We start from the raw sequence: 25,384 nt of genomic DNA on the forward strand, positions 1-25,384 counted from the left end.
GATGAAACCCATGAAGCGCCTTATCGCCCAAACACCCGCGCCGATATTCAAGCGCCATCGCGTGCAGGGCCGTCGTGGCCTCAGGCAGGCGGGTGTGACTCTGCTCGAACTGCTGATCGTGGTGGCGATCGTGGCCATTCTCAGCGCGATCGCGCTGCCGAGTTATACGCGGTATATCACCAAGACCAACCGCGCCGCCGCTGCAGCCTGCCTGGCCACCGACGCCAATTACATGGAGCGGTTCTATACCAGCAACCTGCGTTACGACCAGGACACCACCAAGACCCCCATGACGTTGCCGACGCCCGACTGTGCCAGCACGGCGCAGACCGGCAACAACTACAGCTACGCGGTGAGCAACTTGACGGCGACGACCTATACGCTGACGGCCACGCCGATCAACGCCCAGCTCAAGCGCGACACGATGTGCGGAACGTTGACCCTGGATCAGACCGGCACGCGCACCGATTCCGGTTCCGGCGCCGTGGCCGACTGCTGGCAATAAGTTCGCGTTTCTGATGATCGATGAAAAAGCCCCGCCATCGCGGGGCTTTTTTTTGTGGGCCTTGTGACGTCAGCTCTCAGCCCACTGCCTGAGCAGGTTGTGATACACGCCAGTCAGTTGCAGCAGCGCCTGCGGATCGGCGTTGCTGCGTGTGAGTGCCTGGATCGAGGCATCCAATTCAAACAGCAGGCGGCGTTTGCCATCGTCGCGGATCAGGCTCTGCACCCAGAAGAACGCGGCGATGCGTGCGCCGCGCGTAACGGGTGCCACTCGGTGCAGGCTGCTGGATGGGTAGATGATGATGTCGCCGGCGGGCAGCTTTACTTCGTGCTCGCCGTAGGTGTCGCTGATGATCAGCTCTCCGCCGTCGTATTCCTCCGGTTCGGCCAGGAACAGCGTGCAGGAGATATCGCTGCGCAGCTGTTCGCCGCCAGCCAGGGACATCACCGCGCCATCGACATGGAAGCCGTATTGTCCGCCGCCTTCATAGCGGTTGAAGCGTGGCGGCAGCGTGCGTAGCGGCAGTGTGGCAGCGTGATAGAGCGGGTGTCGCGCCAGTGCATCGAGCACGGTGCGTGCCAGTTCGGCGCGTAGTGGCGAAGCATCCGGAAGTTGCAGGTTGCGTTTCACCTGCGCGCCTTGTGGACCGACGGTCTCGCGCCCGTCGGTCCACGTGGCCTGATCGAGCGCCTGCCGGATGGTACGCAGCTGCGCCTGGTCGAGGATCTCCGGGATATGCAACAGCATGGGGTGCCTCGACATGAGAAAGTGGCGTGACCGCCCCGACTGCCATCGGAACGGCCACGTTGCGCTCGATCAGCAATGTTTGATCAGAACCGGATATTGGCCGTCAGCATCGCCGAGCGCGGGGTGCCTGGCGTGTAACGGTAGCCGCTCTTGTTGACCGCCGCGACATAGTCCTTGTCGAACAAGTTGTACAGGTTGAGGCGCAGGTCGAAGTGCTTGTTGATCGGGTACGAGGCCATCGCGTCGAACACCCAATAGGCTTCCGTGTACGCCGGCGTGCCGATCGCACTGTCGGTACCGCGCTGCATCTGTCCGTTGTAGCGCGCGCCACCACCGATGGTGAGACCAAACGGCAGCAGGTAGCTGGTCCAGCTGGTGAAGGCCTTCTTCGGCGTGTAAGCCAGGTCGGACGAACCATCGGCTGCCACGGAGGAGCCGCTGAGCACGCTGGCATTCATGGTGGTAAAGCCGGCGGTCACCGCCCAGTTCTCGGTGATCTTGCCCACCGCGCTCAGCTCCACGCCTTGCACGCGCTTCTTGCCGATCTGGTAGTAGAGCAGGGTGACCGGATCCTGCACGAGGTCGTTGCTTACCGTGGTCTGGTACAGCGCGCCGGTGAGCAGGATCTTTTCATCGAGCAGCTCCCACTTCGTGCCCACTTCGTACGTACGGGCGCGTTCCGGCTGCAGGTTCGGATTGTCCAGGCTGTTGGTGGAGCTGCTGAAGGTCAGCGTATTGCCGCCGGGCGGCTCGGCCGACACGGCGTAATTCAAATAGATCGAACCGTTGGGCGCCGGCTTGTACAGCACGCCAAGCTTCCAGTTCCACAGGTTGTCGCCCGCCGTGGTGGTCAGGCCCTGCACGACCGCGCCCGTGGGCAGCGTGCCGCAGGTCGGGCCATTCTTCGCGCCGCACGCGACCATGCTGGAGTAGTCGGTGTTGTAGTGGTCCATGCGCACACCGGTATTGACCTGCCAGTGCTCGTTGAACTTCAGCGTGTCGAACACATAAGCGGAGGCGGTGTCGGTCTGGCCATCCGTATAGGCGCCGTTCTGGCCGTAGATCAGGCCCTTCACGTCCCAGTTCGGGTCGTAAAGATTGGCTGCCGGCCAGGTCGTGCCGTTGAGTGGGACGATGCCGACGGTGGTGGCTTTTTCCTGCGTCAGCTCGATGCCGGTGCTGAGATTGTGCGTGATCGCGCCGGTCTGGAAATTCCAGGTGAGGTTGGCCTGGTCGGTGATGATGCGGTTGGACTGATGCTTGAACGTCGGGTTGCTGCGCGCGATGGTCCAGGTGGACGGATCGTTCGGATTGGGCGTGAGCAGGTTGGCTGCCGTACCCATGAACGAGGTCAGCAGATAGTCCTCCGCGGTGCGTCCCCAGCGGAAGGTGTTGTGGAACACCATCTGGTCGTTGATGTCGTGCTCGATGCGCGCGGTGAACATGTCGGCTTCGACGTGGTCATGGTCAGCCGTGGTGCCGTAGAAGTTGGACGAATCCACTTCCGGCGCGTTGGTCAGGAACGGGCGCTTCGGATCCGGGCTGGAATAGCCGGGCAGGCCGATGGTGGGCACGCCGCCATCGGGCACGTTGTTCTGCTTGATATGCATGTAGTCGAGATACACGCGCGTGGCCGTGCCCAGGCCGAACGCGAAACTCGGCGCGACGCCCCAGCGGTTGTTCTCCACCTTGTCGCGGCCCGGCACGCCAAAGTCCTGGCCCATCACGTTGAGGCGAAAGGCCGAGGTGGTGCTGACCACCTGGTTCCAGTCGACGGTGGCGCGGCGCTGGTCGGCGCTGCCATAGGCCACGGTCGCGCTCACGCCGTTGCCGAGCTCCGGCTGCTTGCTGACCATGTTGATCGCGCCGGTGGGTGCGGTGCGGCCGTTGTCGGTGCTCGCCGGCCCCTTGATCACTTCCACCGACTCGGTGTTGAAGATGTCGCGCGAGATGGTGCCCAGGTCGCGCACGCCGTCGACGAAAATGCTGCCCGAGGTATCGAAGCCGCGCATATAGATCGCATCACCGGTGGAGGTGGTGCCGTTCTCGCCGACGTAGAACGTGCCCACGCCCGGGGTGTTGCGCAGTGCTTCGGTCAGCGTGGTGGCGCCCTGTTGGAGGAACAGGTCCTTGCTGATCACAGTGACCGTCTGGGTGGTATCGAGGATCGGCTGCGTGTACTTGGACGAGGAAAGGTTGTCGACCTTGTAGTCGCTGACGGCCGAAGCTTCCACCGACACGCCGGCCAGGTTCTTCGGCGAGCTCGCCGAAGCGGCAGGCGAGGTGGTGGTGCTGTTCGTGGTGGTATTGGCGACATCCACCGGCGCGTCGGCAGCCAGTGCAGGATGTGTCATCGCCAGGCCGGTCATGAGGGTGGCCGTGGCAACGCTCAGCGCGTTGCGGGTTACGGGGTGCTTGCGGCTCGTAATGTGGGCCATGGGTAGCTCGTCGAATTCAATGGGGGCGATCAGCCGAAGCTGACCGGGGTGTATCGACGAGTAGCGGCGGCGGGCGTCGATGGCGGCATAAGTCGGAAAAACTGGGGTTGGGGAACCTCATTGCCTGATCGGGTGGTCCATCACCTGCAAGAACCCGCCGGCAAATATTTCGTAAATGTTATTGGCAATGAGAATGAGTTGCAATTAATCGCAAGAATTTGCTGGTCGCGGCGAGTCAGACCAAGGTGGCAGGGAGCGGGAGACCGGGTTTGGCGTACGCTTTCCCCCTGTTGGTGAGGAGTCGAGCGATGCGGATATTGGTGATTGGCGCGGGAGCCACTGGCGGCTATTTCGGCGGGCGCCTACTGGAGAGCGGGCAGGACGTGACGTTCCTGGTGCGCGAGAAGCGCGCGGCGCAGCTGGCCGAGCACGGCTTGGTGATACGCAGCAGCTTTGGTGATGTCAGCCTGCCCAATCCGGCGACGGTGCAAGCCGGCGCGCTGCGCGAGCCGTACGATCTGATCCTGCTGAGCTGCAAGGCCTATCACTTGCCGCAGGTGATCGACGATATGGATCCGGCGGTGGGGCCGCAGACCGCGATTCTGCCGGTCCTCAACGGCATGCGGCATCTGGACCTGCTGGATGCGCGTTTTGGCGCGCAGCGGGTGCTGGGTGGCCAGTGCGTGATCGCGGCAACGCTCGATGCCGAAGGCAAGGTCCGTCATCTCAACCAGTCGCACAGCGTGACCTTCGGCGAACGCGACGGTTCACGTTCGGAGCGTGTCGAACGCATCCTTGCCTCGATGTCCAAGGCCAAATTCGAACCGCGCCTGAGCACCACCATCCTGCAGGACATGTGGGACAAATGGGTGTTTCTTGCTTCGCTTGCGGGCATCACCTGCCTGATGCGCGCGCCGGTGGGCGACATCATGGCGGCGTCCGGTGGTGAGCAGGCGATCCTGCAATTGCTGGAAGACTGCCGCAGCGTGGCCGAGCACAACGGGCGTGCGCCGGGCGACGCGGTGATGGCGCGTGCGCGTGGCGTGCTCACCGAGAAGGGCTCCGCCCTTAGTGCCTCGATGATGCGCGACCTGGAGCAGGGCGGGGCGATCGAGGCGGATCATATCGTGGGTGATTTGTTGGCGCGTTCGGATGCGAAGGCGGATGCGTCGCCGATGCTGCGGACGGCGTATGCGCATCTGAAGGCGTATGAGGCGCGGCGCGCGCGGGGCAGGTAAAGCTGCCGTCGCCTCTCCCCTGTGGGAGCGCACCCTGTGCGCGACGGCCGCATGCAACGGTATCGCTCGAAGTTGCGGTCGCGCACGAGTGCGCTCCTACAGCGGGCGGGGCGCCGGCAGATCGGCAGTCGATGTAGGAGCGCACTTGTGCGCGACAACCCCACGTGCCGATATCGGCGTGGCGCTGCGTCGCGCACAGGGTGCGCTCCCACCGGTGCTGTTTTTTGGTCATTTGAAATAGACGTCCAAAAGAAAAAAGGGCGCTGCATGATGCAGCGCCCTTTCTTGTTGCCGATGCCGAAGCGTCAGCGGTGAAGGCTTACCAGATCTTCACCTGCTTCTCGCCCGAACGCACCATGGTGTCGCCCGGCTTGCACTGGTAAGCCGTAGCGAAGGCTTCCATGTTGGACGGAGCGCCCATCGCGCGCAGCGAGGCCGGTGCATGCGGATCGGTGTTGAGACGGAGCAGGGCTTCCTTCTCACGCACGCTGCCGCGCCACACGCGAGCCCAGTTCAGGAAGAAGCGCTGGTCTTCGGTGTAACCGTCGATCTTCGCGGCGGCTTCCTGCGGGTTCTTCTTCAGCGCTTCCTGCAGGGCGTCGTACGCCACGTTCAGGCCGCCCAGGTCGGCGATGTTCTCGCCGAGGGTCAGCTGGCCGTTGACGTGCACATCCGGCTTGTCCTTGATCGGCGCGTAGTCGTTGAACTGCGCGACGAGCTTGGCGGTGCGGGCTTCGAACTTGTCCTTGTCTTCCTTGGTCCACCAGTTGGCGTTGTTGCCTTCGCCGTCGAACTGGCTGCCTTCGTCGTCGAAGCCATGGCTGGCTTCATGGCCGATCACGGCGCCGATACCGCCGTAGTTGATCGCGTCGTCGCCGTTGGCATAGAAGAACGGCGGCTGCAGGATCGCGGCCGGGAAGTTGATGGTGTTGTCGGTCGGGTTGTAATAAGCGTTGACCGTCTGCGGGGTCATGCCCCAATCCTTGCGGTCGGTCGGCTTGCCGATCTTGTTGAGGTCGTACTGGTAGTTGAACTTGGCGGCGGCCATCACGTTGCCGTAGTAGTCGCCCTGCTTCACGTCCAGGCCCGACCAGTCACGCCACTTGTCCGGGTAACCGATCTTGGGCAGGAAGGTGTTCCACTTGGCGACGGCCTTTTCCTTCGTCTCGGCGCTCATCCAGTCGAGGTTCTCGATGCGTGCCTTCAGTGCATTGCGCACGTTGGTCACCAGTTCCTCGGCGCGCTGCTTGGCTTCCGGCGTGAACACCTTGGCCACGTACAGCTGGCCCAGTGCTTCACCCATCGACTCGTTCACGCCGCCGAGCACGCGCTTCCAGCGCGGCTTCTGTTCCGGCTGGCCGGAGAGCGTCTTGCCGTAGAAGTCGAAGCGGGCGTCCTGGAAGGCCTTGCTGAGCAACGGCGAGGCATCGTCGATGGTGTGGAAGCGCAGGTAGGCCTGCCACTGGTCGGCCGGCGTGCTGGCCAGCATCTTGTCGAACTGGGCGAAGAACTTCGGCTGCGACAGCGAGAAGCCCTTGTCGACGGCTACGCCCTGAGCCTTGAAGAAATCTTCCCAGCTGAAGTGCGGGGTGATCTTGTCCGCTTCCTTCAGGGTGACGAAGTGGTACTGGTTTTCCGGGGTGCGCAGTTCCACCGGCGCCAGCGAGGCGGCGGCCAGCTGCGTTTCGAACGCGAGCACCTGGGCGGCCTGCTTCTTCGCGTCGGCTTCGGCCACGCCGGTCAGTTCCAGCATCTTGACGATGTGGTCGACGTAGGCGTCGCGGATTTCCTTGTACTTCGCGTCGGTGTAGTAGTCCTTGGTCGGCAGACCCAGGCCAGCCTGCTGGGTGAAGCCGATCTGCATCTTGGCGTCCTTGAAGTCCGCGCCGGAGCCGAACTGGAACACCTGCATGTCACCCGTGGTGAAGTTCTGGGTGAGGTAGTTGGCCACGTCCTTGCCGGACTTCAGGGCGGCGATGGCGTCGAGCTTGGGCTTGATCGGGTCGAAGCCAGCCTTTTCGATGGCGTCGTCGTCCATGCCCGAGGCGTACAGGTAGCCGATCTTCTGCTCGATCGAGCCAGCCTGCGCGCTGGCGGCGCCCTTGGCGGCGTCGTCGACGATCTGGTGCTGGGTGTTGAGGCTGTCCTCGGCCAGCTTGTCGAACGCGCCCCAACGGCTGCGGTCGTTCGGGATCGGGTTGGCGGCCACCCACTTGCTGTTGACGAAACCGTTGAAGTCCTGGCAGGCCTGGATGTTGGTGTCCAGGTCGGCGATGTCGAACACGCTCTTGGGCGCGGCGGCTGCCATGGCAGCGGTGCTGGCGGCGGCAGGCGCGGTGCTGCTGGCGGCCGGTGCCTTTTCGGCATCGTCGTGCTTGCCGCAGGCGCTGAGCGACAGCGCCAGGCTTACGGCGAGCGCAATGGGCTTCATATACGGTTTGGTCATGGAATTCCCTCTGTAAGTCGTTGGCAGCGCGGGGCGGCCGATGGTGGCAAGCGTCGCGTATAGCCTTTGGCTCCGGTCTTCGTCGTCGGAAAACAGGCTCCAAGGGCTACCCGGACGGTATCTCTGACTTTTCAGGCTAGGCCGCAAGTCACGGGCCAGACAGTGTCAAAGGTCAGGGGGTTGGGGTGCAAGCCGGGGGTGAGATTGGGTTGGGAGGGGGCAAGTGTCGTGGCGGCTGAGGGCGGTGCCCGCCCGTGCCGGGTGTCGCTTCAACGAAGCCGTCATCCCGGCGCAGGCCGGGATCCAGTAGCGGTGCGCCCGATTGCCGCGATGCCGCGACCGGGCCGCCTACGCGACGGGCGTTTCGATCGGCTGCCGCCGCTCGAGTCACTTTTCTCTTGCTCGCCCAAGAGATCCCACGGGACTAGCTTCGCGTCGAAAGTAACCCCAAGAGAATGGCCTGAAGAGCTGGCAGCGTTACGTTGAGATAAGCCCGAGCGCTTGAGGCATGTTGTTGCTTGGCAACCTCCGCCGCTACATAGCAGGTAGTTCAAAGCGCTGCGCAACGCGCCATCGCGCTGAGGACTTAAAGCGGAGCCACGCTGCGCTTCGGCTTTAGCCGCCACTCTGGCGTGTCCGTCCCCTTGTAGGAGCGCACCTTGTGCGCGATCGCGGCGCTGGGTGTACCGCTCCGTTGGCTGGTCGCGTGCAGGGGGGGGTGGTTCACGTTTTTCCTCACGATGGCCATCGCCTGGCCGCTGTTCCGTGGGCATCGTCACAACGGCGCAATCGCATGAAAATACGACGCCTGCTGTTATTCGCCTGTCACTTCGCAAGCCTATGGTCCGTGGCATCCGCGCTTGAGGGGAAGCGCATCACCGCGACTGTAGGGAGCCCTCCATGCGAAACAACCTCGCTGTTTGCATTGCCGCGTGCGTTCTTAGTCTTTCCGCTGTTTCCCTCGCTCAACTTCCCGTGCATGCCGAAGCGTTCGCCGATGCGAGCCTGCATCATGGCGGTGGCGACAAGGACGTCCATACGTCCACACCGATCAAGCATCTGGTGGTGATCTTCCAGGAGAACGTTTCCTTCGATCACTACTTCGGGACGTACCCGTACGCCGCCAACGGCAAGGGTGAGCCGACGTTTTATGCGCGCCCGTTCACGCCGCACGTGAACGGCTATGACAACAAGCTGCTCACGCATAACCCGAACCAGGCGAACAGCGCCAATGGCACCGGTGCGATCAATCCGTTCCGCCTGTCGCGCGCCCAGGCCGCGACGGCCGATCAAGATCACGCCTATGGTCCGGAACAGAAGGCGTTCGATGGCGGTGCGATGGACCTGTTCCCGAAGTTCACCGGTACCGGCGAGACGCTGCCGGGTGCGACGCCCGATGAGGAAGGCACCGGCCAGGTGATGGGCTATTACGACGGCAATACCGTCACGGCCTTGTGGAACTACGCGCAATCGTTTGCACTGAATGACAACAGCTACAACACCACGTTCGGGCCGTCCACGCCGGGCGCGATCAACCTGATCTCCGGTCAGACCAACGGCGTGACGCAGACGCTCAACGGCACCGGCAACGAAGTGGCCGACGGCCAGGGTGGCCTGACCTTGATCGGCGATGCCGATCCGATCGGCGATGTGTGTTCCTCGCCCACCGGTAACCAGGTGCAGTTCGGCGGCAAGAACGTGGGCGACCTGCTCAACCAGGCCGGCTTGACCTGGGGCTTCTTCGAAGGCGGTTTTGACCTCAGCCAGGTCAATGCAAATGGCAGCACCGGTTGCGCGCGCAAGACCACCTCGACGGTGACTCAGGCGAACGAGAGCGACTATATTCCGCATCACCAGCCGTTCCAGTACTACACCAGCACGGCCAACCCGACGCATGCGCGTCCCACGTCCGTAAAAACCATCGGCCATCAGGGCGACGCGGGCAACCACCAGTACGACATCAACGACTTCTACGCCGCCGTGCAGGCGGGCAATTTCCCGTCGGTGAGCTTCCTCAAGGCGCCGGGCTACCAGGACGGTCATGCGGGCTATTCCGATCCGCTGGACGAGCAGCAGTTCGTGGTGCACGTGATCAACTTCCTGCAGCAACAGCCCGATTGGCGCGATACCGCCGTGGTGATCGCGTATGACGACTCCGATGGCTGGTACGACCATCAGGCGGCGCCGCGCGTCAATGCCTCAAGCACCCCGTCCGATGCGATGGACGGGGCGGGCCTGTGCAAAGCGCGCGGCACGTTGCCGGGCACCAACAGCAAGGGCCAGCCGGTGCAGGGACGCTGCGGCTTCGGCCCGCGTCTGCCGCTGCTGGTGATCTCGCCGTGGGCGCGCAGCAATCATGTGGACCACACGCTGACCGACCAGTCGTCGGTGACGCGCTTCATCGAGGACAACTGGCTGCGCGGTGAGCGCCTCGGTGGCGGTTCGTTCGACGCCGTGGCGGGTTCGCTCGTGCCGATGTTCGACTTCTACCAGCCGTTCCCGGACCAGCGCCGCCTGATCCTCGACGAGCAGACCGGCCAGCCGGTGAAGCAGTCCAAGCCGTGGCCGTGGTCCAGCCTGCCGCACGGGCATGGGCACGGCTAAGCTCGATACGCTTGCATGGCACGCCCCGGACGATGGTCCGGGGCGTTTCGTTTTTCCTGCTCGGAGGCGGTGAATCTTGCATCCCTCGCGTCGTCTTTTTCTCCAGGGCATGGGTTTGCTGGCAGGCACGGGTGCGTTGCGTGCGTTCGGTGCGCCGATGCACATGGCGATGCCGGCCGCCAAAGGCAGCGTTCTTTGCAAGCATGTCGTGGCCGACCAGACCAGCGTGCCGCGATTGCTCGATCCGTCGCGGCTGACACCCTTCGTCGATACGCTGCCGCGGCCCGAAGTACTGCATCCCAAGCCGGGAGCCGCGCTGCGCATTGCCATGCGCGAGAGCGAACAGCGCTTGCACCGGGATCTGGCGCCGACGCGCCTGTGGACATATGGCAACAGCATGCCCGGCCCCACCATCGAGGCACGCAGCGGCGTCCCGGTGCGCGTGGAGTGGAGCAACAGCCTTCCGCTCAAGCACTTCCTGCCGATCGATCATCATGTCTGCGGCGCCGAGTCGGACAAGCCCGAAGTGCGCGGCGTCGTGCATGTACATGGGGCGCGCGTGCCTGCCTCGGATGACGGCTATCCCACCGATTGGATCGTGCCCGGCCAGTCACGTGGCCAGAGCTATCCCAATCGCCAGGACGCAGCCACCCTGTGGTATCACGACCACACCATGGGCATCGAGCGGCTGAACTTGTATGCCGGTTTGTTCGGCATGTATCTGCTGCGCGATGAGCATGAATTGTCGCTAGGCCTGCCCAGCGGCGATCTCGAATGGCCGCTGATACTGACCGATCGCCTGCTTACCGAAGACGGCCAACTGTATTACCCCACCTCCGGCATCAGCGATGCGCCATGGGTGCCTGAAGTATTTGGCAACGCGATGCTGGTGAATGGTGCGCTGATGCCGCGGCTCGACGTGCAGGCGCGGCGTTATCGCTTCCGAGTGCTGAACGCCGCGAATGGGCGCTTCTTCCGCTTGAGCCTGCGCGGCCAGAAGCCGTTCCTGCAGATCGGCAGCGATCAGGGTTTGCTCGCCGCGCCCGTGCAGCAGACCAGCCTGTTCCTGGCGCCGGGCGAGCGTGCCGATCTCATCGTGGATTTCGCATCCATGGATGGCACGGCGATCGAGCTGATGAACGACACGCTGCCGCTGATGCAGTTCAAGGTGGCGGCGGGCAAAGTGAGCGACAGCAGTCGTGTGCCGCCTACCTTGCGCGACGTGCCGCGCATGGCCGAGGCGAGCGCGACCCAGACCCGCGTGCTCACCATCGATGAATACCCCGATTGCGTGGCCACGCCAATGTTGATGCTGCTGGACGGCAAGCACTGGCATGAGCCGGTGAGCGAGAGGCCGCGTTTGGGCAGCACGGAAATCTGGAGCCTGGTGAACCTCACCGACGACACGCATCCGATCCATCTGCACCTGGTGCGCTTTCAGATACTGGATCGTCGTCCGTTCGACGTGGACGAATATCTGGAATCCAAGACGATACGCTACACGGGACCGGCCCAGCCGCCACCGGCGCATGAAGCCGGTTGGAAAGACACCGCGCAGGTGTATCCCGGCATGGTGACGCGCTACATCATCACGTTCGAGGGTTATGCCGGACGTTATGTCTGGCATTGCCATCTGCTGGAGCATGCGTCGAACGAGATGATGCGGCCGTTTGAGGTGGTGGCCTGAGGGTTCGGGAGTCGCGCACAGGGTGCGCTCCCACACTATTCCTGTGACGCGTCGCGGAGCGCGGCGGGCGACGCGGGCAAGGTATCGGGTGCCACGGCGCCGCCGGAAATGATGAAGGCCATCGCCTGGTCCATGGTCCAGTCGGTGGGTGTGAGTTCTTCCACCGCCACCACTTCCAGATAACCGCCGGTGGGATTGGGCGTGGTGGGGATATAGACGGCGGCCATTTCGCGACCGGTGCCTTCCTCGATCATCACGCGCGTGACAAAGCCAACTACCTTCATGCCCTTGCGCGGGAAATCGATCAGCACCACACGCTGCACGCCCGAAGGCTTTTGTTGCAGCACGGCCATCAACTTCTTGGTGCCGCCGTAGATGGTCTGCACCAGCGGGATGCGTGCGAGCAATGCGTCAAAGCCGTCGATCAGCCGCTGGCCGATCACGCGGTTGGCAAGCCAGCCCAGGATGTACAGCACGCCCAGCGTCAGCAGCAGCGCGATGATGAAGGTGATCCACGCATGGTTGAGCGCCACGCCGGCGAGCGGCGAGGTGGACGACAGCGTCGCCAGCAGGGCCGACGCCAGCGGCGTGCCGATACCGGCGAGCATGCTCAGCACAAACTTGAACACCACCCAGGTCACCCACAGCGGAATGAACGTGAGCAGGCCGGTGAACAGGTAACGCTTGATGCGCAGACGCTTCATGGAGGAATGCCGGGGAGGGGACGCGGCAATTGTCCCACGGGACTAGCGTCGCGTCGTCCCACGGGGACTGGCTTTGCGTGGAAGCGGCGTCGTCAGTCACCGCGCCCCGCTGGCCACATCGCTAGACCGGCTGCTCGCCGGTAGCCTCGCTGCGCGCCTTGGGCTTGAGTCGCACATACAACTGCTTGCGCACGCGTGCCACCACCTCGCCGCTGCGCGTAGTGACGTCTACCTCGAACCAGCGCAGCACCTTGTCGCCAGCGGCGGCAGCGGCGCGCAGTTCGTCGACCACCGACGGTTCCAGCTTGAAATGGGCGTAGACATCCTCGCGGCCCGGCGCGACGAATTCGATGGCGCCTGCCTTGTCCCAGACAAAGTAGTCGTTGCCCAGCTGATGCATCGTCAGCAGCATCCAGAACGGGTCGGTCATGGCAAACAGATTGCCGCCGAACTGGGTGCGCACGTAGTTGCGGTTCCAAGGACGCAGGCGCAGCACCACTTGCAACTCCGACCAGTCTTTGGACACCTGCTGAACGCGAATGCTGTTGAACAGGAAAGGCGGCCACAAATTCATCAGGCGGCGGAAGGTCGAAGCACGCATGGGCAAAAGGCTAGTCGGTGAAAACCAGTCGAGTATAACCTAAACATACGTAGGCGTATGGATGGTGGCCTAGTAGGGCTTCGCAGCGATTGAGCGGACTCGTCGGCCAGGCCGAGGGGGAGCGCTGGCAGCAAGAACATTCCTGCTTATACTCGCCGCATGGTGGGGCTGCATGGGGCGCCGCGCCATAGGGGAGAATGCATGGAAAAGCGTATCCAGCGCGCCGTCTTCGGCGTGCTTTGTCTGTTGTCGTATCCGCTGCTGGCGGGCACGGTGTCTTTGGCCGATCTGGCACGCCACGCGCAGTACGAGGACGTGAAGATTTCTGGCGACGGCCACTACCTCGCCGCCACCACCGTGGTGAAGGGCAAGCCGATGCTGGCCCTGATCGACCTGGTCAATCACAAGGGCACGATGCTGAAGCCGCGCGAAGGCAACCAGGTCGTCGAGTTCTGGTGGGTCAACAATCATCGCGTGCTCTACACCGAAGGCACCCAGGTGAGCGGTTGGGATCGTCCCTTTGCCACCGGCGAAATTTTTGCCGTGAATGGCGACGGTTCGGGCGGACAGATCCTGTTTGGCTATCGCGCGGGCGGAAGCGGGGTCTCGTCGCATATCCAGCAGCCGGCGCCCGAGCGTGCATCCGCCGAGATGGTGAGCACGCTGCGCAACGGCGACGGCAACCACGTGATGATCGGCGTGACGCCGTGGGACAGCGGCGCCGACGGTGCCTTCACCCAGATCTTCGTGATGGATGTGAACAACGGCAACAAGCGGCCGGTAGGGACGGCGCCGCTGCGCAACGCCGAATTCGTCGTCGACAATCATGGCGTCGCACGCTTTGCCATGGGTACCGACAACCACTACTTCCCGGTCGTTTATTACCGAGAGGGCGATGGCCAGACGTGGACGCTGCTCTTCCAGGGCGGCGCAGAACGGAACGTGCCCTGGCCGACCGCCTTTTCTGCGGACGACTCGCAGGTCTATATGACGTGCAAGGCGGCGGGTGCGGTGGGCGCGCTGTGTCCGTGGGACGTCGCCACGAAAACCATGAAGGATCCGGTGTGGACGAACGACACCGTCTCGCTCCATGGCCTCATGCGCACGCTCGACCGTCGCGACGTCGTGGGCGTGTATGCCATGCCGTCGATGCCGTCGGCCTCGGCGTTCGTGGCAGGATCGGACACCATGAAGGCGATCGGTGCACTCATGAAGAGCTTGCCCGGCGAGAGCATCCAGATCGTTTCGAGCACCGATGACGGCAGCAAGGCCGTGGCGTTGGCCTCGTCGGATATGGACCCAGGCACGTATTACCTGTGGGACAAGGCCAGCGGCAAGGCCGAGATGCTGCTGCAGCGCGCGGACTGGATCAAGCCCAACCAGATGGCCCAGATGCAGCCGATCGACTTCAAGGCGCGCGACGGGCTGACCATCCACGGTTACCTCAGCATGCCGCCGGGGCGCGAGGAGGCCAAGCATCTGCCGCTGGTGGTATTCGTGCATGGCGGTCCTTTCGGCGTCCGCGATAGCTGGGGCTTCGATCCGATCGTGCAGGCGCTGGCCACGCACGGCTACGCCGTGCTTCAGGTCAACTTCCGCGGTTCCGGCGGGTATGGCGAAGGCTTCGTGCACGCCGGTTACAGGGAGTGGGGCGGCAAGATGCAGGACGACATCACCGATGCCACGCACTGGGCCATCGACCAGGGTGTCACCAGCGCGGGACACGTCTGCATCTTCGGTGCGAGCTACGGTGGCTATGCGGCGCTCGAGGGTGCGGTGAAGGAGCCTGATCTTTATCGCTGCGCCATCGGCTACGTTGGCGTCTACGATCTGGCCAAGATGTACACCGACGGCGACATTTCCGATCGCGTCTCGGGCAAGAACTATCTGCGCAACACGCTGGGCACCGATCCGACCGTGCTGGCGGCGCGTTCGCCCATCAACCAGCTCGACCAGCTCAAGGCCAGCGTCATGCTGGTCGTGGGCGGACAGGACGAACGCGTGCCGCCGATCCAAGGCGAATCCTTGAATGCGGCGCTGACCAAACGCGGCATCGGCCACGAATGGCTATACAAGTCCGGTGAAGGCCACGGCTTCTACGACGAGAAGAACACCGCTGAGTTGTACGAGCGGGTCACGCAATTCCTCGATCGCAATATCGGCAACAATGCCGGCGGTGGCGCGACGGCAGCGGGTTCGCCCTGAAGAAACGCGAAGCCCATTCCCGCATGGGGATGGGCTTCGGATGGCACGTCAGAAGGTTGGCGAGGATCGTCGCCAACCGCGCAAGCGATTCAAAACAACAGCGACGCCATGCGGCGACGATAGCGGCCGACCAGTTCGGCGTCGTCGAGCGTGGTGAAAGCTGCGAGCAGGCGCTTCTTGGCTTGGCCGTCGTTCCAGTCGCGCGCCTTTTCCAGCGTGACCAGGAACTGATCCAGCCCCGCAGGGGCATCGCCTTCCAGCAGCAGGCGCACGCCGAGCAGGTCGCGCGCAGCCCAGTCGCCCGCATCGGCCTGCACGCGCTGCTGCAGCTCCGCCAGCGATGGCGCGCCCTTGAGCGCACGGGCCAGGTCGAGCTGGCTGCGCAGGCGAACCGCACGGGCGTCGGTGGCGAGGTTGGCGGGCAGGGAGCTCAATTCGGTTTCGGCGGCGTCCGCATTGCCGGCACGCATCAGCGCCAGGGCGAGGTCGAGCTTGAGCTCGGCGCGTTCCGGTTCGGCCGCAATCGCTTGCTGGATGCGGTTGATGGTTTCTTCGGGCGACTCCGGGGCAGCCTCGGACTCATCGTTCGCAGCACCATCGAGCGGCTGCACGTGGCGCAGCAGGAACTCGCGCAGCTGGCCCTCGGGCAGGGCGCCCTGGAAGCCGTCGAGGATCTGGCCATCTTTGACCAGCATCACGGTGGGAATGCTGCGGATGCCGAACATGCCGGCCAGCTGCTGCGACTTGTCCACATCGACCTTGGCCAGTCGGAAGGCGCCGTTGAATTCGGCGGCCAGCTTCTCGAGCATCGGGCCAAGCGTCTTGCACGGGCCGCACCAGGTCGCCCAGAAATCGACCAGGATCGGCGTGGTCAGCGAGGCCTGCAGCACCTCGGCTTCGAAGTTGTCCTCGCGCACGTCAAAAACATGCGTATCGGCGGTCGTAGCACTCACTGGGGACTCCCGTTGACGAATGCCCTTCACATCAGGGCGTCAGCCAGCATATCAAGGTCGCAGGGGCCTACGATGCCCCCGCGTGAACGCGCTGGCCCCCACCCGCAGCGGGAATCACGGATATTTGCGAAAATCCCCCCATGACCATGCCATCGCAAGGCATCAAACCCGCCATCGCGCCGCCCACCCTGTGGATATGCGAGCACTGCGACACGGTCTACCGCCGTCGCAAGCTGGCCCGTGGCGAAGTGGCGCGTTGCCTGCGCTGCGACGCCATCCTTGCCCGCCACCACAGCATCGGGGTGCGCGGCATGTTCGCCCTGGTGATCACCGCGATGATCGCTTTCGTGCAGGCCAACATCTGGCCGATCGTGACGCTAGGCCTCAATGGCCAGCTGATCAGCGCGACGCTGTGGGGCTGCATCATGATGATGTGGCGCGAGCACGCCGAGGTGGTGGCCGTGATTGCCGCCCTGACCCTGTTCTTCTTTCCCATCATCAAGATGGGCTTCCTGTTCTGGATCCTGGCCTATGCACGCCAGCGGCGCCGCGCGCCCGGGTTCCGCTGGATCATGGTGATGCTCTATCGCGTGGGTCCGTGGACCATGAGCGAAGTCTTCGTGCTGGGTGCGCTGGTGGCGATCGTGAAGGCCCACATGTATTTCGAGGTGCAGCCCAATGCCGGCATCTTTGCCTATGGCGTGCTGATGCTGATCATCACGGCGTTCTCCAGCATCGATGTGCGTCGCCTGTGGGACATCACGGAGGAAACGCCGGCATGAGCGAACTTCTCCGTGCCAGCGACATGGGCCTGATCGGCTGCCATGTCTGTCGCCTGGTCTGCAAAGATGTGAAGGCGCCCGATGCAGTCTGTCCACGCTGCGGCTGCGCGCTGCACAAGCGCAAGTCGGCCAGCTACACCCGCACCTGGGCCTTGCTGATCGCCGCATTCGTGTTCTACTTGCCCGCCAACATCCTGCCCATCATGCGTACGGTGAGCCTGGGCGATGTGGACGACAACACCATTCTCAGCGGCATTATCGAGCTGTGGAGAAAGGGGTCGCCCGACCTTGCCGTCATCGTCTTCACGGCAAGCATCGTGGTGCCGGTGTTGAAATTCTTTGCGCTGAGCCTGCTGCTGATCAGTTCGCAACGCGGCAGCCAATGGGCGCAGCGGCAACGCTCCCGGCTTTACCGGCTGGTGGAATTCATCGGTTACTGGTCGATGCTGGACGTGTTCGTGGTGGCCTTGTTGACGGCCTTGGTGCAGTTTGGCTTCTTCAGCCAGGTGGAACCCCTGCCTGGTGTGGTGTTCTTCGGGCTTACCGTGGTGATTACCATGCTCGCCTCGATGACGTTCGATCCACGATTGATCTGGGATGGCAGGGATACCGATGACTGACGATAAAAATATCGCCGACGACCTGCCCGAACCGGTAGTGCAAAAGCCGCGCGTGAATGCATCGCTGGTGTGGCTGGTGCCGGTGATCGCGGCCCTGGTCGGTCTTTCGCTGGTGATCCACGGCTGGTACGAAGCGGGCCCCAGCATCAACATCAGCTTCCAGAGCGCCGAAGGCCTGGATCCGGGCAAGACCCCGGTGAAGTACAAGAGCGTGATCATCGGCAAGGTGAGCACGGTGCGCCTCAGCGACGACCGCACCCACGTGGTGGCCAAGGTCGCGCTGGACAAGAGCGCCAAGGGCTTTGCCACCGCCGACTCGCGCTTCTGGGTGGTGCGTCCGCGCATCGGGCTCGGTGGCGTGTCCGGCATCGATACGCTGCTCTCAGGCGCATTTATCGGCGCCGACGCCGGGCAGTCGCAGGAACCCAAGGAAGACTTTGTCGGTCTGGAGACGCCGCCGACGGTCACGCATGGCGCGCCGGGCAAAACCTTCGACCTGCACACGGACGACCTGGGCTCGCTGGATATCGGCTCGCCCGTCTACTACCGCCGCATCCAGGTGGGGCGCGTGTCGTCCTACCATCTCAACAAGGACGGCAAGGGCGTCACGCTGCAGATCTTCATCGATGCGCCCAACGATCAGTTCGTCACCACCTCCTCGCGCTTCTGGAATGCCAGCGGCGTCGACGTATCGCTGGGGGCCGATGGCCTGAAGGTGAACACGCAATCGCTGGCCACGGTGCTGGCGGGTGGCCTTGCGTTCCAGGATCCGCCGGGGCCGCATGACGCCACGCCCGCACAGGAAAACGACGCCTTCACCCTGTTCAACGATCAGGCCACGGCGATGGCGCCGCCCGACGGCGAGCCTCGCTATATCCGCATGCGCTTCAATCAGTCGCTGCGTGGCCTGGCGGTCAACGCCCCGGTGGAATTTCTGGGCGTGCCGTTCGGCCGCGTGGTCTCCATCAACCTCGATTACGACGAGAAGACGCAAACCTTCCCGACCATCGTGGGTGCGGTGGTGTATCCGGCGCGCCTGGGCAAGGCGCACGACAAACTGGTGGCGATCGCCAAGTCGCAGGGCGACGACGAGCAGATGTCGACGATGATGGGCAAGCTGGTCGATCGCGGCCTGCGCGCGCAGGCCCGCACCGGCAACCTGCTCACTGGCCAGCTGTATATCGCGATGGATTTCCTGCCGAAGGCCACCAAGGTCGCCTTCGATGGGCGCACCAAGCCGCTGGAAATCCCCACGGCGCCGGGTGATTTCGACAAGATCCAGCAGCAGATCGCCGACATCGTCAACAAGATCCAGAAGGTGCCGTTCGACAGCATCGGCAACAATCTCGATCAGTCGCTGGCCGAACTGCACAAGACCTTGCTGCAGGTCAACGGCAGCGTCTTGCCGGAACTGAAGAACACGCTGCAGGGTGCGCAGAAGACGCTGGGCAATGCGGACAGCGCGCTGTCGCCCGATTCGCAGCTGCAGCAGAACCTGGGCGGCACGCTGCAGGAACTGCAACGCGCGGCGCGTTCGTTGCGCGTCATGACCGACTATCTGGGCGCGCATCCGGACGCGCTGCTGCGCGGCCGCCGTGCCGACGACAAGCTGGCACCGATGCCGCCATCGCCGGCGCCGGTGGAACCGTCACAAGGGAGCAAGCCATGAAGCGCTGGGGAACATTGAACCTGGCCGTCGCCACGCTGGCCTTGGTGCTGGGTGCCTGCGGTTCGGCACCGCCGCTGCGCTACTACACCCTGGTGCCGCCGGCCGGCGGCGATGCCACGGTGGCGCCCACGGCGCAGCCGTTCCAGTTCGAATTGCTGCCGGTCACGGTGCCGGCGCAGGTCGATCAGCCGCAGATGGTGGTGCGCGAGGGCGGGCAGGGCGTGGCGGTACTGCAAGGCCAGCGCTGGATCGCGCCGCTGGGCGACGAAGTGCGCGGCGCGCTCGCTGCCGACCTAGCACGCGATTTCCGCGCGCAGGACGTAACCGGCCTGCCGAACCAGGGCAAGTCCACCGTGCGCATCAAGCTGGATGTTCGCCGCTTCGATTCCGTGCCGGGCAGTTATGCCTATATCGACGCCGCCTGGAGCGTGCGCCCGCTGAAGGGTGGTGACCCGCTGGCCTGTACCAGCCGCTTCAGCGAAACGGTGGGCGCGGGCTACGACGCCCTCGTGCAGGGACATCAGCAGGCGATCAAGCGGCTGGCTGGGCAGATTGGTGTGGTGGCTGGTGCGATGGCCGCCGGACAGAGCGCGAGCTGCCCCGCGGGTTGATTCAGCCCCCCTGTGGGAGCGCACCCTGTGCGCGACAAGCCGACGGAGCGCAAGCCCCAACCGCCTGTCGCGCACAGGGTGCGCTCCCACAGAAATGCAAGGGCGCGCGCCCGTTTTGCCACCGTTTGGCGCTGAACAGACCCCAATTCTGCTAGTCTGCCGCGTTCCCAGCTGACCATCGGAAAGGCCGGTGGCAGCCCGCAAAACACACGGCGCCGGACACATGCAGGACATTCAGGATCAAGGTTCCCAGGACCAGGGCAACGAGCAGGGCTACCAGCCGCAGGCGCTGGAAACCGCTGCTCAAGCGTATTGGCGCGAGGAGCGCGCCTATGAGGTGAAGGAAGACCCTTCACGCCCCAAGTTCTATTGCCTTTCCATGCTCCCGTATCCGTCGGGCGCGCTGCACATGGGCCATGTGCGCAACTACACCATCGGCGATGTGATCAGCCGCTACCAGCGCATGCAGGGCAAGAACGTGCTGCAGCCGATGGGCTGGGACGCGTTCGGCCTGCCCGCCGAAAACGCCGCGATCAAGAACAAGACCGCGCCGGCCAAGTGGACCTACCAGAATATCGAACACATGCGCGGCCAGCTGCAGCGCATGGGTTTTGCCTACGACTGGACCCGCGAGTTCGCTACCTGCCGTCCTGACTACTACCGCTGGGAACAGTTGATGTTCACGCGGTTGATGAAGAAGGGCATGGCCTACCGCAAGAACGCGGTGGTGAACTGGGATCCGGTGGACCAGACCGTGCTCGCCAACGAACAGGTCGTCGACGGCCGCGGCTGGCGCTCCGGCGCGCTTGTGGAAAAGCGCGAGATTCCGCAGTGGTTCCTGAAGATCACCGACTACGCGCAGGAACTGCTCGACGGCCTGGACACGCTGCCTGGCTGGCCGGACGCCGTAAAGACCATGCAGCGCAACTGGATCGGTCGTTCCGAAGGCCTGGAAATCCATTTCGACGTGGAAGGCGAGGGCGAGCCGCTCACCGTCTTCACCACGCGTCCCGACACGTTGATGGGCGTCACCTTCGTGTCCATCGCGGGTGAACATCCGCTGGCGCTCAAGGCCGCGCAAGGCAACGAAAAGCTCGCTGCGTTCCTGGACGAGCTCAAGCACGGCGGCGTGTCCGAAGCCGAGCTGGAGACGCAGGAAAAGCGCGGCATGGATACCGGCATCGAAGTCATCCATCCGCTGACCGGTGAGAAAATTCCGGTGTTCGTGGCCAACTTCGTGCTGATGGGCTATGGCACCGGCGCCGTGATGGCCGTGCCCGGCCACGACCAGCGCGACTGGGAATTTGCCCAGCGCTACAGCCTGCCGATCAAGATGGTGGTGGTCGATCGCGCGGTGCTCGACGCCGTGGCCGAGATCAACCACGACCTGCGCAAGGGCGTTGGCGCCGACCCCATGCGCGCCGCGCTGGGCAATGGCGGCAGCATCGATGCCTACGAAACGTCGGCCGCGGTGCAGCTGATCGAATCGTTCGAGCAGAGCATCCAGGAAGACAGCGCGTTCACCGAACGCGGCTACCTGGTCAATTCCGGCGAATTCGACGGCATGGATTACGCCCAGGCGTTCGACGCCATGGCTGCGCGCTTCGAGCGTGAAAACAAGGGTATCCGCCGGGTGAACTGGCGCCTGCGCGACTGGGGCGTGAGCCGCCAACGCTACTGGGGTTGCCCGATTCCGGTGATCTATTGCCCGACCTGCGACGCCGTGCCGGTGCCGGAAGACCAGCTGCCGGTGGTGCTGCCGGAGGACGTGGCGTTCTCGGGCGTGCGCTCGCCGATCAAGGCTGATCCGGAGTGGCGCAAGACCACCTGCCCGCAGTGTGGCGGCCCGGCCGAACGCGAAACCGACACGTTCGATACCTTCATGGAATCGAGCTGGTACTACGCGCGCTACACCAGCCCGGGCGCCAGCGATCAGGTCGATGAGCGCGCCAACTACTGGCTGCCGGTGGACCAGTACATCGGCGGCATCGAACACGCGATCCTGCATCTGCTGTACTTCCGCTTCTATCACAAGCTCATGCGCGACGCGGGCCTGGTGAAGGCGGATGAGCCGGCCACCAACCTGCTATGCCAGGGCATGGTGATCGCCGAAACGTTTTATCGCGACAACGCCGATGGTTCGAAGGATTGGATCAACCCGGCCGACGTCGAGATTGAGCGCGACGACAAGGCGCGCGTGATCGGTGCGCGTTCGAAGCACGACGGCCAGCCGGTGAAGATCGGCGGCACCGAGAAGATGTCCAAGTCCAAGAACAACGGCATCGACCCGCAGGCGATGGTGGACAAGTACGGTGCCGACACCGTGCGCCTGTTCTCCATGTTTGCCGCGCCGCCGGAGCAGTCGCTGGAGTGGAGCGAGGCCGGCGTGGAAGGCATGGCCCGCTTCCTGCGCCGCTTCTGGCGCGAAGTGACCACGCATGCGTCCAACCCGGATCATCCGGTGGTCGATCCGTCCGCACTGGATGCCGGCCAGAAGACGCTGCGCCGCCAGGTGCACGAAACCATCCAGAAGGTGAGCGACGATTTCGGTCGCCGCCACTCCTTCAATACGGCGATTGCCGCGCTGATGGAACTGCTCAACGCCCTGAACAAGTTCAACGACCAGAGCGACCAGGGCCGTGCCGTGCGCCACGAGGCGCTGGAGGCGATGGTGCTGCTGCTCAACCCGGTGGTGCCGCACGCGAGCCACGCGCTGTGGCAGGTGCTAGGCCATCCGGCCTCGGTGCTGGAAGATCAGGCCTGGCCGCAGGTGGACAACGCCGCGCTGGTGCGCGACTCGCTCACGCTCGCGGTTCAGGTCAACGGCAAGTTGCGCGGTACCATCGAGGTGGCCGCCAACGCGTCGAAGGAAGAAGCCGAGGCGCTGGCCCGCGCCCACCCGCAGGTCGCCGCTTTCCTGGAAGGCCAGACCGTGCGCAAGGTGATCGTGGTGCCGGGCAAGATCGTCAACATCGTCGCAGGATGAAATCCATGAGCCGTGTGTTCCAAGCTTCGCTGCTGTTGATGTCCATCGCCCTGCTGGCGGCCTGCGGATTCCATCTGCGCCAAAGCGTGGCCTTGCCCCCGGGCATGCAGCGCGTCCACGTGACCGCCGCGAACGTCAATCTCCAGCGTGGGCTCGAGCGAGCGCTGTCGAGCTCGGGCATCACAGTGGAAGAACATGGCGGCACCGGCGTCGCGGAACTCAATGCGCCGCTGGCCCAGTTCAGCACCGATACGCTGACAGTGAGCGGTCAGGCACGCGTCACCGAGTACACCGTGCGCTATCACGTCGAGTTCGACGTGAAGGACGGCACCGGCCAGCCGATGTTGCCGCATCAGCGCATCGATATGCAGCGCGAATTCAGTTACGACGCGACCAACACGGTCGGCACCACGGCGCAGGTAGACGCGATCCAGGGCAGCCTCAACGACGACATGGTCGATGCCATCCTGTTCCGACTGCAGGCCGCTGGCCGCCATCCGGGCCAGACCGCGGCCGCCGCGGCGGCACAGGAAGCACAGCCGGCTTCGGCCAGCAGCACGCACTAAGACTCCGAGCTCTCATGCCGCTCAACGCCTTGCAATGGCAGAAATCGCTGGCCGCCGATCAGCTGCGGCCGGTCTACCTGCTGGCCGGCGAAGAACTGCTGGTGCTGGAAGCTGCCGATGCGCTGCGCGCCCAGGCGCGCAAGCTCGGATACGCTGAGCGCGAAGTGCTGGAAGTGGGCAACCATTTCGACTGGGACGACCTGGCGCGTGCGGCAGCGGGCATGTCGCTCTTTGCCACGCGCCGCCTGCTCGACCTGCGTCTTCCCACCGGTCGCCCCGGCACCGAAGGGGCCAAGGCGATCAACGAGTTCTGCGCCAATCCGCCGCCCGACGTGACCCTGCTGATCACGGCCATGGACTGGAGCAACAAGCACGAGGGCGCCTGGACCAAGAATCTCGATGCGGCCGGTGCGCTGGTGGTGTTCAATGCGCCACGCCCAAACGAATGGGCCTCGTGGATCGGTGCGCGCTTGTCGTCGCGCGGCCTGTCCGCCACACCGGATGCGGCCGCCTTGCTGGCCGAACGCGTCGAGGGCAACTTGCTCGCCGCAGCGCAGGAAATCGACAAGCTCGTTGTGCTGCACGGCCAGGGCAAGATCGACGCGCAGGAGATGGCTGATCTCGTTGCCGACAGTGCGCGTTACGACGCTTTCAAACTGACCGATGCGGCGTTTGCGGGCGAGGGCGGTCGTGCGCTTCACATACTTGCTGGCTTGCATGCCGAGGGCGAAGAGCTCATCGGCTTGATGGGCTGGCTGGTTAATCAATTGCAGCTTGCGTTGCGCCTGGCCAATGCGCGCGACTTCGCCGCGCAGGCCCGCGCCGAACGGCTATGGCCCGCCCGCGAACAGTTGTTCCGCAAGGCACTGCGTCGTGCGCCGCGCGAACACTGGCTGCAGTGTCTTGCTCGCGCGGCACGCATCGATCGCATGGCCAAAGGCCGCGAACAGGGCGATGCCTGGCTGGAAGCCGAGCGCCTGATCGCAGCCATCGCCGAACCGCGGGCCGCCGGCGCCCTGGCATGAAGCCGCTGGCGCTCTTCGGCGGCACCTTTGATCCGGTGCATCTGGGACACCTCAGTGTCGCGTGGGAGGCGTCCGAACTACTCGACGCTGAAGTCCGCCTGATGCCGGCGCATGTGCCGCCCCATCGCCATGCGCCTACCGCATCGCCTGCGCAACGCGTTGCGATGTTGAACGCTGCATTGCAAGGCCAGGATCGCCTCAGCCTGGATACGCGCGAATTGCGCCGCGCGGGACCTTCATACACGATCGATACCTTGCGCGAATTGCGCAACGAACAGGGCGAACGACCCCTGGTCTTGCTGCTGGGCGCCGACGCGTTCGCCAACCTGCCGAGCTGGCACAGCTGGCGCGAACTGTTCGACTACGCGCATATCGGCGTGCTCAATCGACCCGGCATCGATGCTGCGTGGTCAGTCGAACTGGCGGTGGAAATCCTGCCGCGCCGAGTGACCGATCCGAAGTTGTTGCAAGAGCTGCCCAGCGGCAAAGTGATCGAGCTGGCGGTGACGCCGCTGGAAATTTCCGCCACGCGCATTCGCGATCTGCTGGCGGAAGGGCGCGATCCACGTTACCTGCTGCCGTGCGGGTTGTTTGAAGATCCGTCGGTTCTGGCACCGTATCGCGCGTAGCAATTTTTTGCGCCGTTGCGGCGGCGCGACCCGCCTACGGAGCGGTACACCCCAGGGCCGCGGTCGCGCACAAGGTGCGCTCCTACAAGGGAGAATGCAGGCCTGTGGATGGCGGATCAACGCGGCGGTCAGCTCTTTGTGGGAGCGCACCCTGTGCGCGACGAACCTACGGAGCGGTACACCCCAGCGTGGCTGTCGCGCACAGGGTGCGCTCCCACAGACAAGCGGGCGTGGCGATGGCTGAAAGGCTAAAGCCGAAGCGCAGCGAGGCTCCGCTTTAAGTCCTCAGCGCCACGGCGCGTTGCGAAGCGCTTTGAACTACCCGAGCGTTCGGGTTTATCCCAGCGTAACGCTGCCAGCTCTTGAGG

General features: G+C 64.1%; 19 protein-coding genes. 13 read left to right on the forward strand and 6 right to left on the reverse strand.

The features are described 5' to 3' along the window. The first annotated feature begins 10 nt into the window (after positions 1-10). Positions 11-505 carry a type IV pilin protein gene (locus AC1DMY_RS02585; RefSeq protein WP_477163455.1) on the forward strand — a complete coding sequence of 165 codons (495 nt, stop codon included), beginning with the start codon at positions 11-13 and terminating at the stop codon, positions 503-505. A gap of 69 nt (positions 506-574) precedes the next feature. On the opposite strand, the gene AC1DMY_RS02590 is transcribed toward AC1DMY_RS02585, so the two are convergent. Together AC1DMY_RS02590 and AC1DMY_RS02595 are read right to left on the reverse strand one after the other, a co-directional pair. Next, on the reverse strand, positions 575-1,252 hold the full coding sequence (locus tag AC1DMY_RS02590) for a Fe2+-dependent dioxygenase (RefSeq protein WP_477163456.1): 678 nt from the start codon (positions 1,250-1,252) through the stop codon (positions 575-577). A gap of 83 nt (positions 1,253-1,335) precedes the next feature. Next, entirely contained in the window at positions 1,336-3,690 is a 2,355-nt protein-coding gene (locus AC1DMY_RS02595; protein WP_477163457.1) for a catecholate siderophore receptor Fiu, read from the reverse strand. Positions 3,691-3,998: 308 nt separating this feature from the next. Here AC1DMY_RS02595 and panE point away from each other — a divergent pair, with 308 nt between their 5' ends. Beyond that, on the forward strand, positions 3,999-4,928 hold the full coding sequence (panE, locus tag AC1DMY_RS02600; RefSeq protein ID WP_477163458.1) for a 2-dehydropantoate 2-reductase: 930 nt from the start codon (positions 3,999-4,001) through the stop codon (positions 4,926-4,928). 319 nt (positions 4,929-5,247) lie between these two features. Here panE and AC1DMY_RS02605 read toward each other — a convergent pair whose 3' ends face one another. After that, a complete protein-coding gene (locus tag AC1DMY_RS02605) occupies positions 5,248-7,374 on the reverse strand; it encodes a M13 family metallopeptidase (RefSeq protein ID WP_477163459.1) in 2,127 nt (708 codons plus the stop codon). A 975-nt stretch (positions 7,375-8,349) separates the two neighbouring features. Here AC1DMY_RS02605 and AC1DMY_RS02610 point away from each other — a divergent pair. Both AC1DMY_RS02610 and AC1DMY_RS02615 read left to right on the forward strand, forming a co-directional pair. After that, positions 8,350-9,978 (forward strand): phospholipase C, encoded by a 1,629-nt coding sequence (locus AC1DMY_RS02610; RefSeq protein ID WP_477163460.1) that lies wholly within the window; start codon positions 8,350-8,352, stop codon positions 9,976-9,978. Positions 9,979-10,054: 76 nt separating this feature from the next. After that, on the forward strand, positions 10,055-11,665 hold the full coding sequence (locus AC1DMY_RS02615; RefSeq protein WP_477163461.1) for a multicopper oxidase family protein: 1,611 nt from the start codon (positions 10,055-10,057) through the stop codon (positions 11,663-11,665). Between the two features lie 35 nt (positions 11,666-11,700). Here AC1DMY_RS02615 and AC1DMY_RS02620 read toward each other — a convergent pair whose 3' ends face one another. Together AC1DMY_RS02620 and AC1DMY_RS02625 are read right to left on the reverse strand one after the other, a co-directional pair. Next, positions 11,701-12,369, reverse strand: coding sequence for a DUF502 domain-containing protein (locus AC1DMY_RS02620; RefSeq protein ID WP_477163462.1), 669 nt, complete (start codon positions 12,367-12,369; stop codon positions 11,701-11,703). A gap of 121 nt (positions 12,370-12,490) precedes the next feature. Beyond that, positions 12,491-12,970, reverse strand: coding sequence for a DUF4442 domain-containing protein (locus AC1DMY_RS02625; RefSeq protein WP_477163463.1), 480 nt, complete (start codon positions 12,968-12,970; stop codon positions 12,491-12,493). Between the two features lie 201 nt (positions 12,971-13,171). Here AC1DMY_RS02625 and AC1DMY_RS02630 point away from each other — a divergent pair, with 201 nt between their 5' ends. After that, positions 13,172-15,175, forward strand: coding sequence for an alpha/beta hydrolase family protein (locus AC1DMY_RS02630; protein WP_477163464.1), 2,004 nt, complete (start codon positions 13,172-13,174; stop codon positions 15,173-15,175). An 89-nt stretch (positions 15,176-15,264) separates the two neighbouring features. On the opposite strand, the gene trxA is transcribed toward AC1DMY_RS02630, so the two are convergent. Next, entirely contained in the window at positions 15,265-16,128 is an 864-nt protein-coding gene (trxA, locus tag AC1DMY_RS02635; RefSeq protein ID WP_477163465.1) for a thioredoxin, read from the reverse strand. A 140-nt stretch (positions 16,129-16,268) separates the two neighbouring features. Here trxA and AC1DMY_RS02640 point away from each other — a divergent pair, with 140 nt between their 5' ends. The 8 genes from AC1DMY_RS02640 (at position 16,269) to nadD (ending at position 25,016) form a co-directional block, all read left to right on the forward strand. Continuing rightward, positions 16,269-16,910, forward strand: coding sequence for a paraquat-inducible protein A (locus AC1DMY_RS02640; RefSeq protein WP_477163466.1), 642 nt, complete (start codon positions 16,269-16,271; stop codon positions 16,908-16,910). Then, entirely contained in the window at positions 16,907-17,530 is a 624-nt protein-coding gene (locus AC1DMY_RS02645) for a paraquat-inducible protein A (protein WP_477163467.1), read from the forward strand. The genes AC1DMY_RS02640 and AC1DMY_RS02645 overlap by 4 nt, the downstream gene beginning before the upstream one ends. After that, positions 17,523-19,199, forward strand: coding sequence for a PqiB family protein (locus tag AC1DMY_RS02650; protein WP_477163468.1), 1,677 nt, complete (start codon positions 17,523-17,525; stop codon positions 19,197-19,199). The genes AC1DMY_RS02645 and AC1DMY_RS02650 overlap by 8 nt, the downstream gene beginning before the upstream one ends. After that, a complete protein-coding gene (locus AC1DMY_RS02655) occupies positions 19,196-19,810 on the forward strand; it encodes a PqiC family protein (protein WP_477163469.1) in 615 nt (204 codons plus the stop codon). Before AC1DMY_RS02650 ends, AC1DMY_RS02655 begins: the two co-directional genes overlap by 4 nt. A gap of 223 nt (positions 19,811-20,033) precedes the next feature. Further along, entirely contained in the window at positions 20,034-22,796 is a 2,763-nt protein-coding gene (leuS, locus tag AC1DMY_RS02660) for a leucine--tRNA ligase (protein ID WP_477163470.1), read from the forward strand. A gap of 5 nt (positions 22,797-22,801) precedes the next feature. Continuing rightward, a complete protein-coding gene (locus tag AC1DMY_RS02665) occupies positions 22,802-23,362 on the forward strand; it encodes an LPS-assembly lipoprotein LptE (RefSeq protein ID WP_477163471.1) in 561 nt (186 codons plus the stop codon). Between the two features lie 14 nt (positions 23,363-23,376). Next, positions 23,377-24,387, forward strand: a complete 1,011-nt coding sequence (gene holA / locus AC1DMY_RS02670) for a DNA polymerase III subunit delta (RefSeq protein WP_477163472.1) — start codon at positions 23,377-23,379, stop codon at positions 24,385-24,387. Beyond that, entirely contained in the window at positions 24,384-25,016 is a 633-nt protein-coding gene (nadD, locus tag AC1DMY_RS02675) for a nicotinate-nucleotide adenylyltransferase (protein ID WP_477163473.1), read from the forward strand. The genes holA and nadD overlap by 4 nt, the downstream gene beginning before the upstream one ends. Positions 25,017-25,384 lie beyond the last annotated feature (368 nt).

Source organism: Dyella sp. 01L423 (assembly GCF_056399945.1).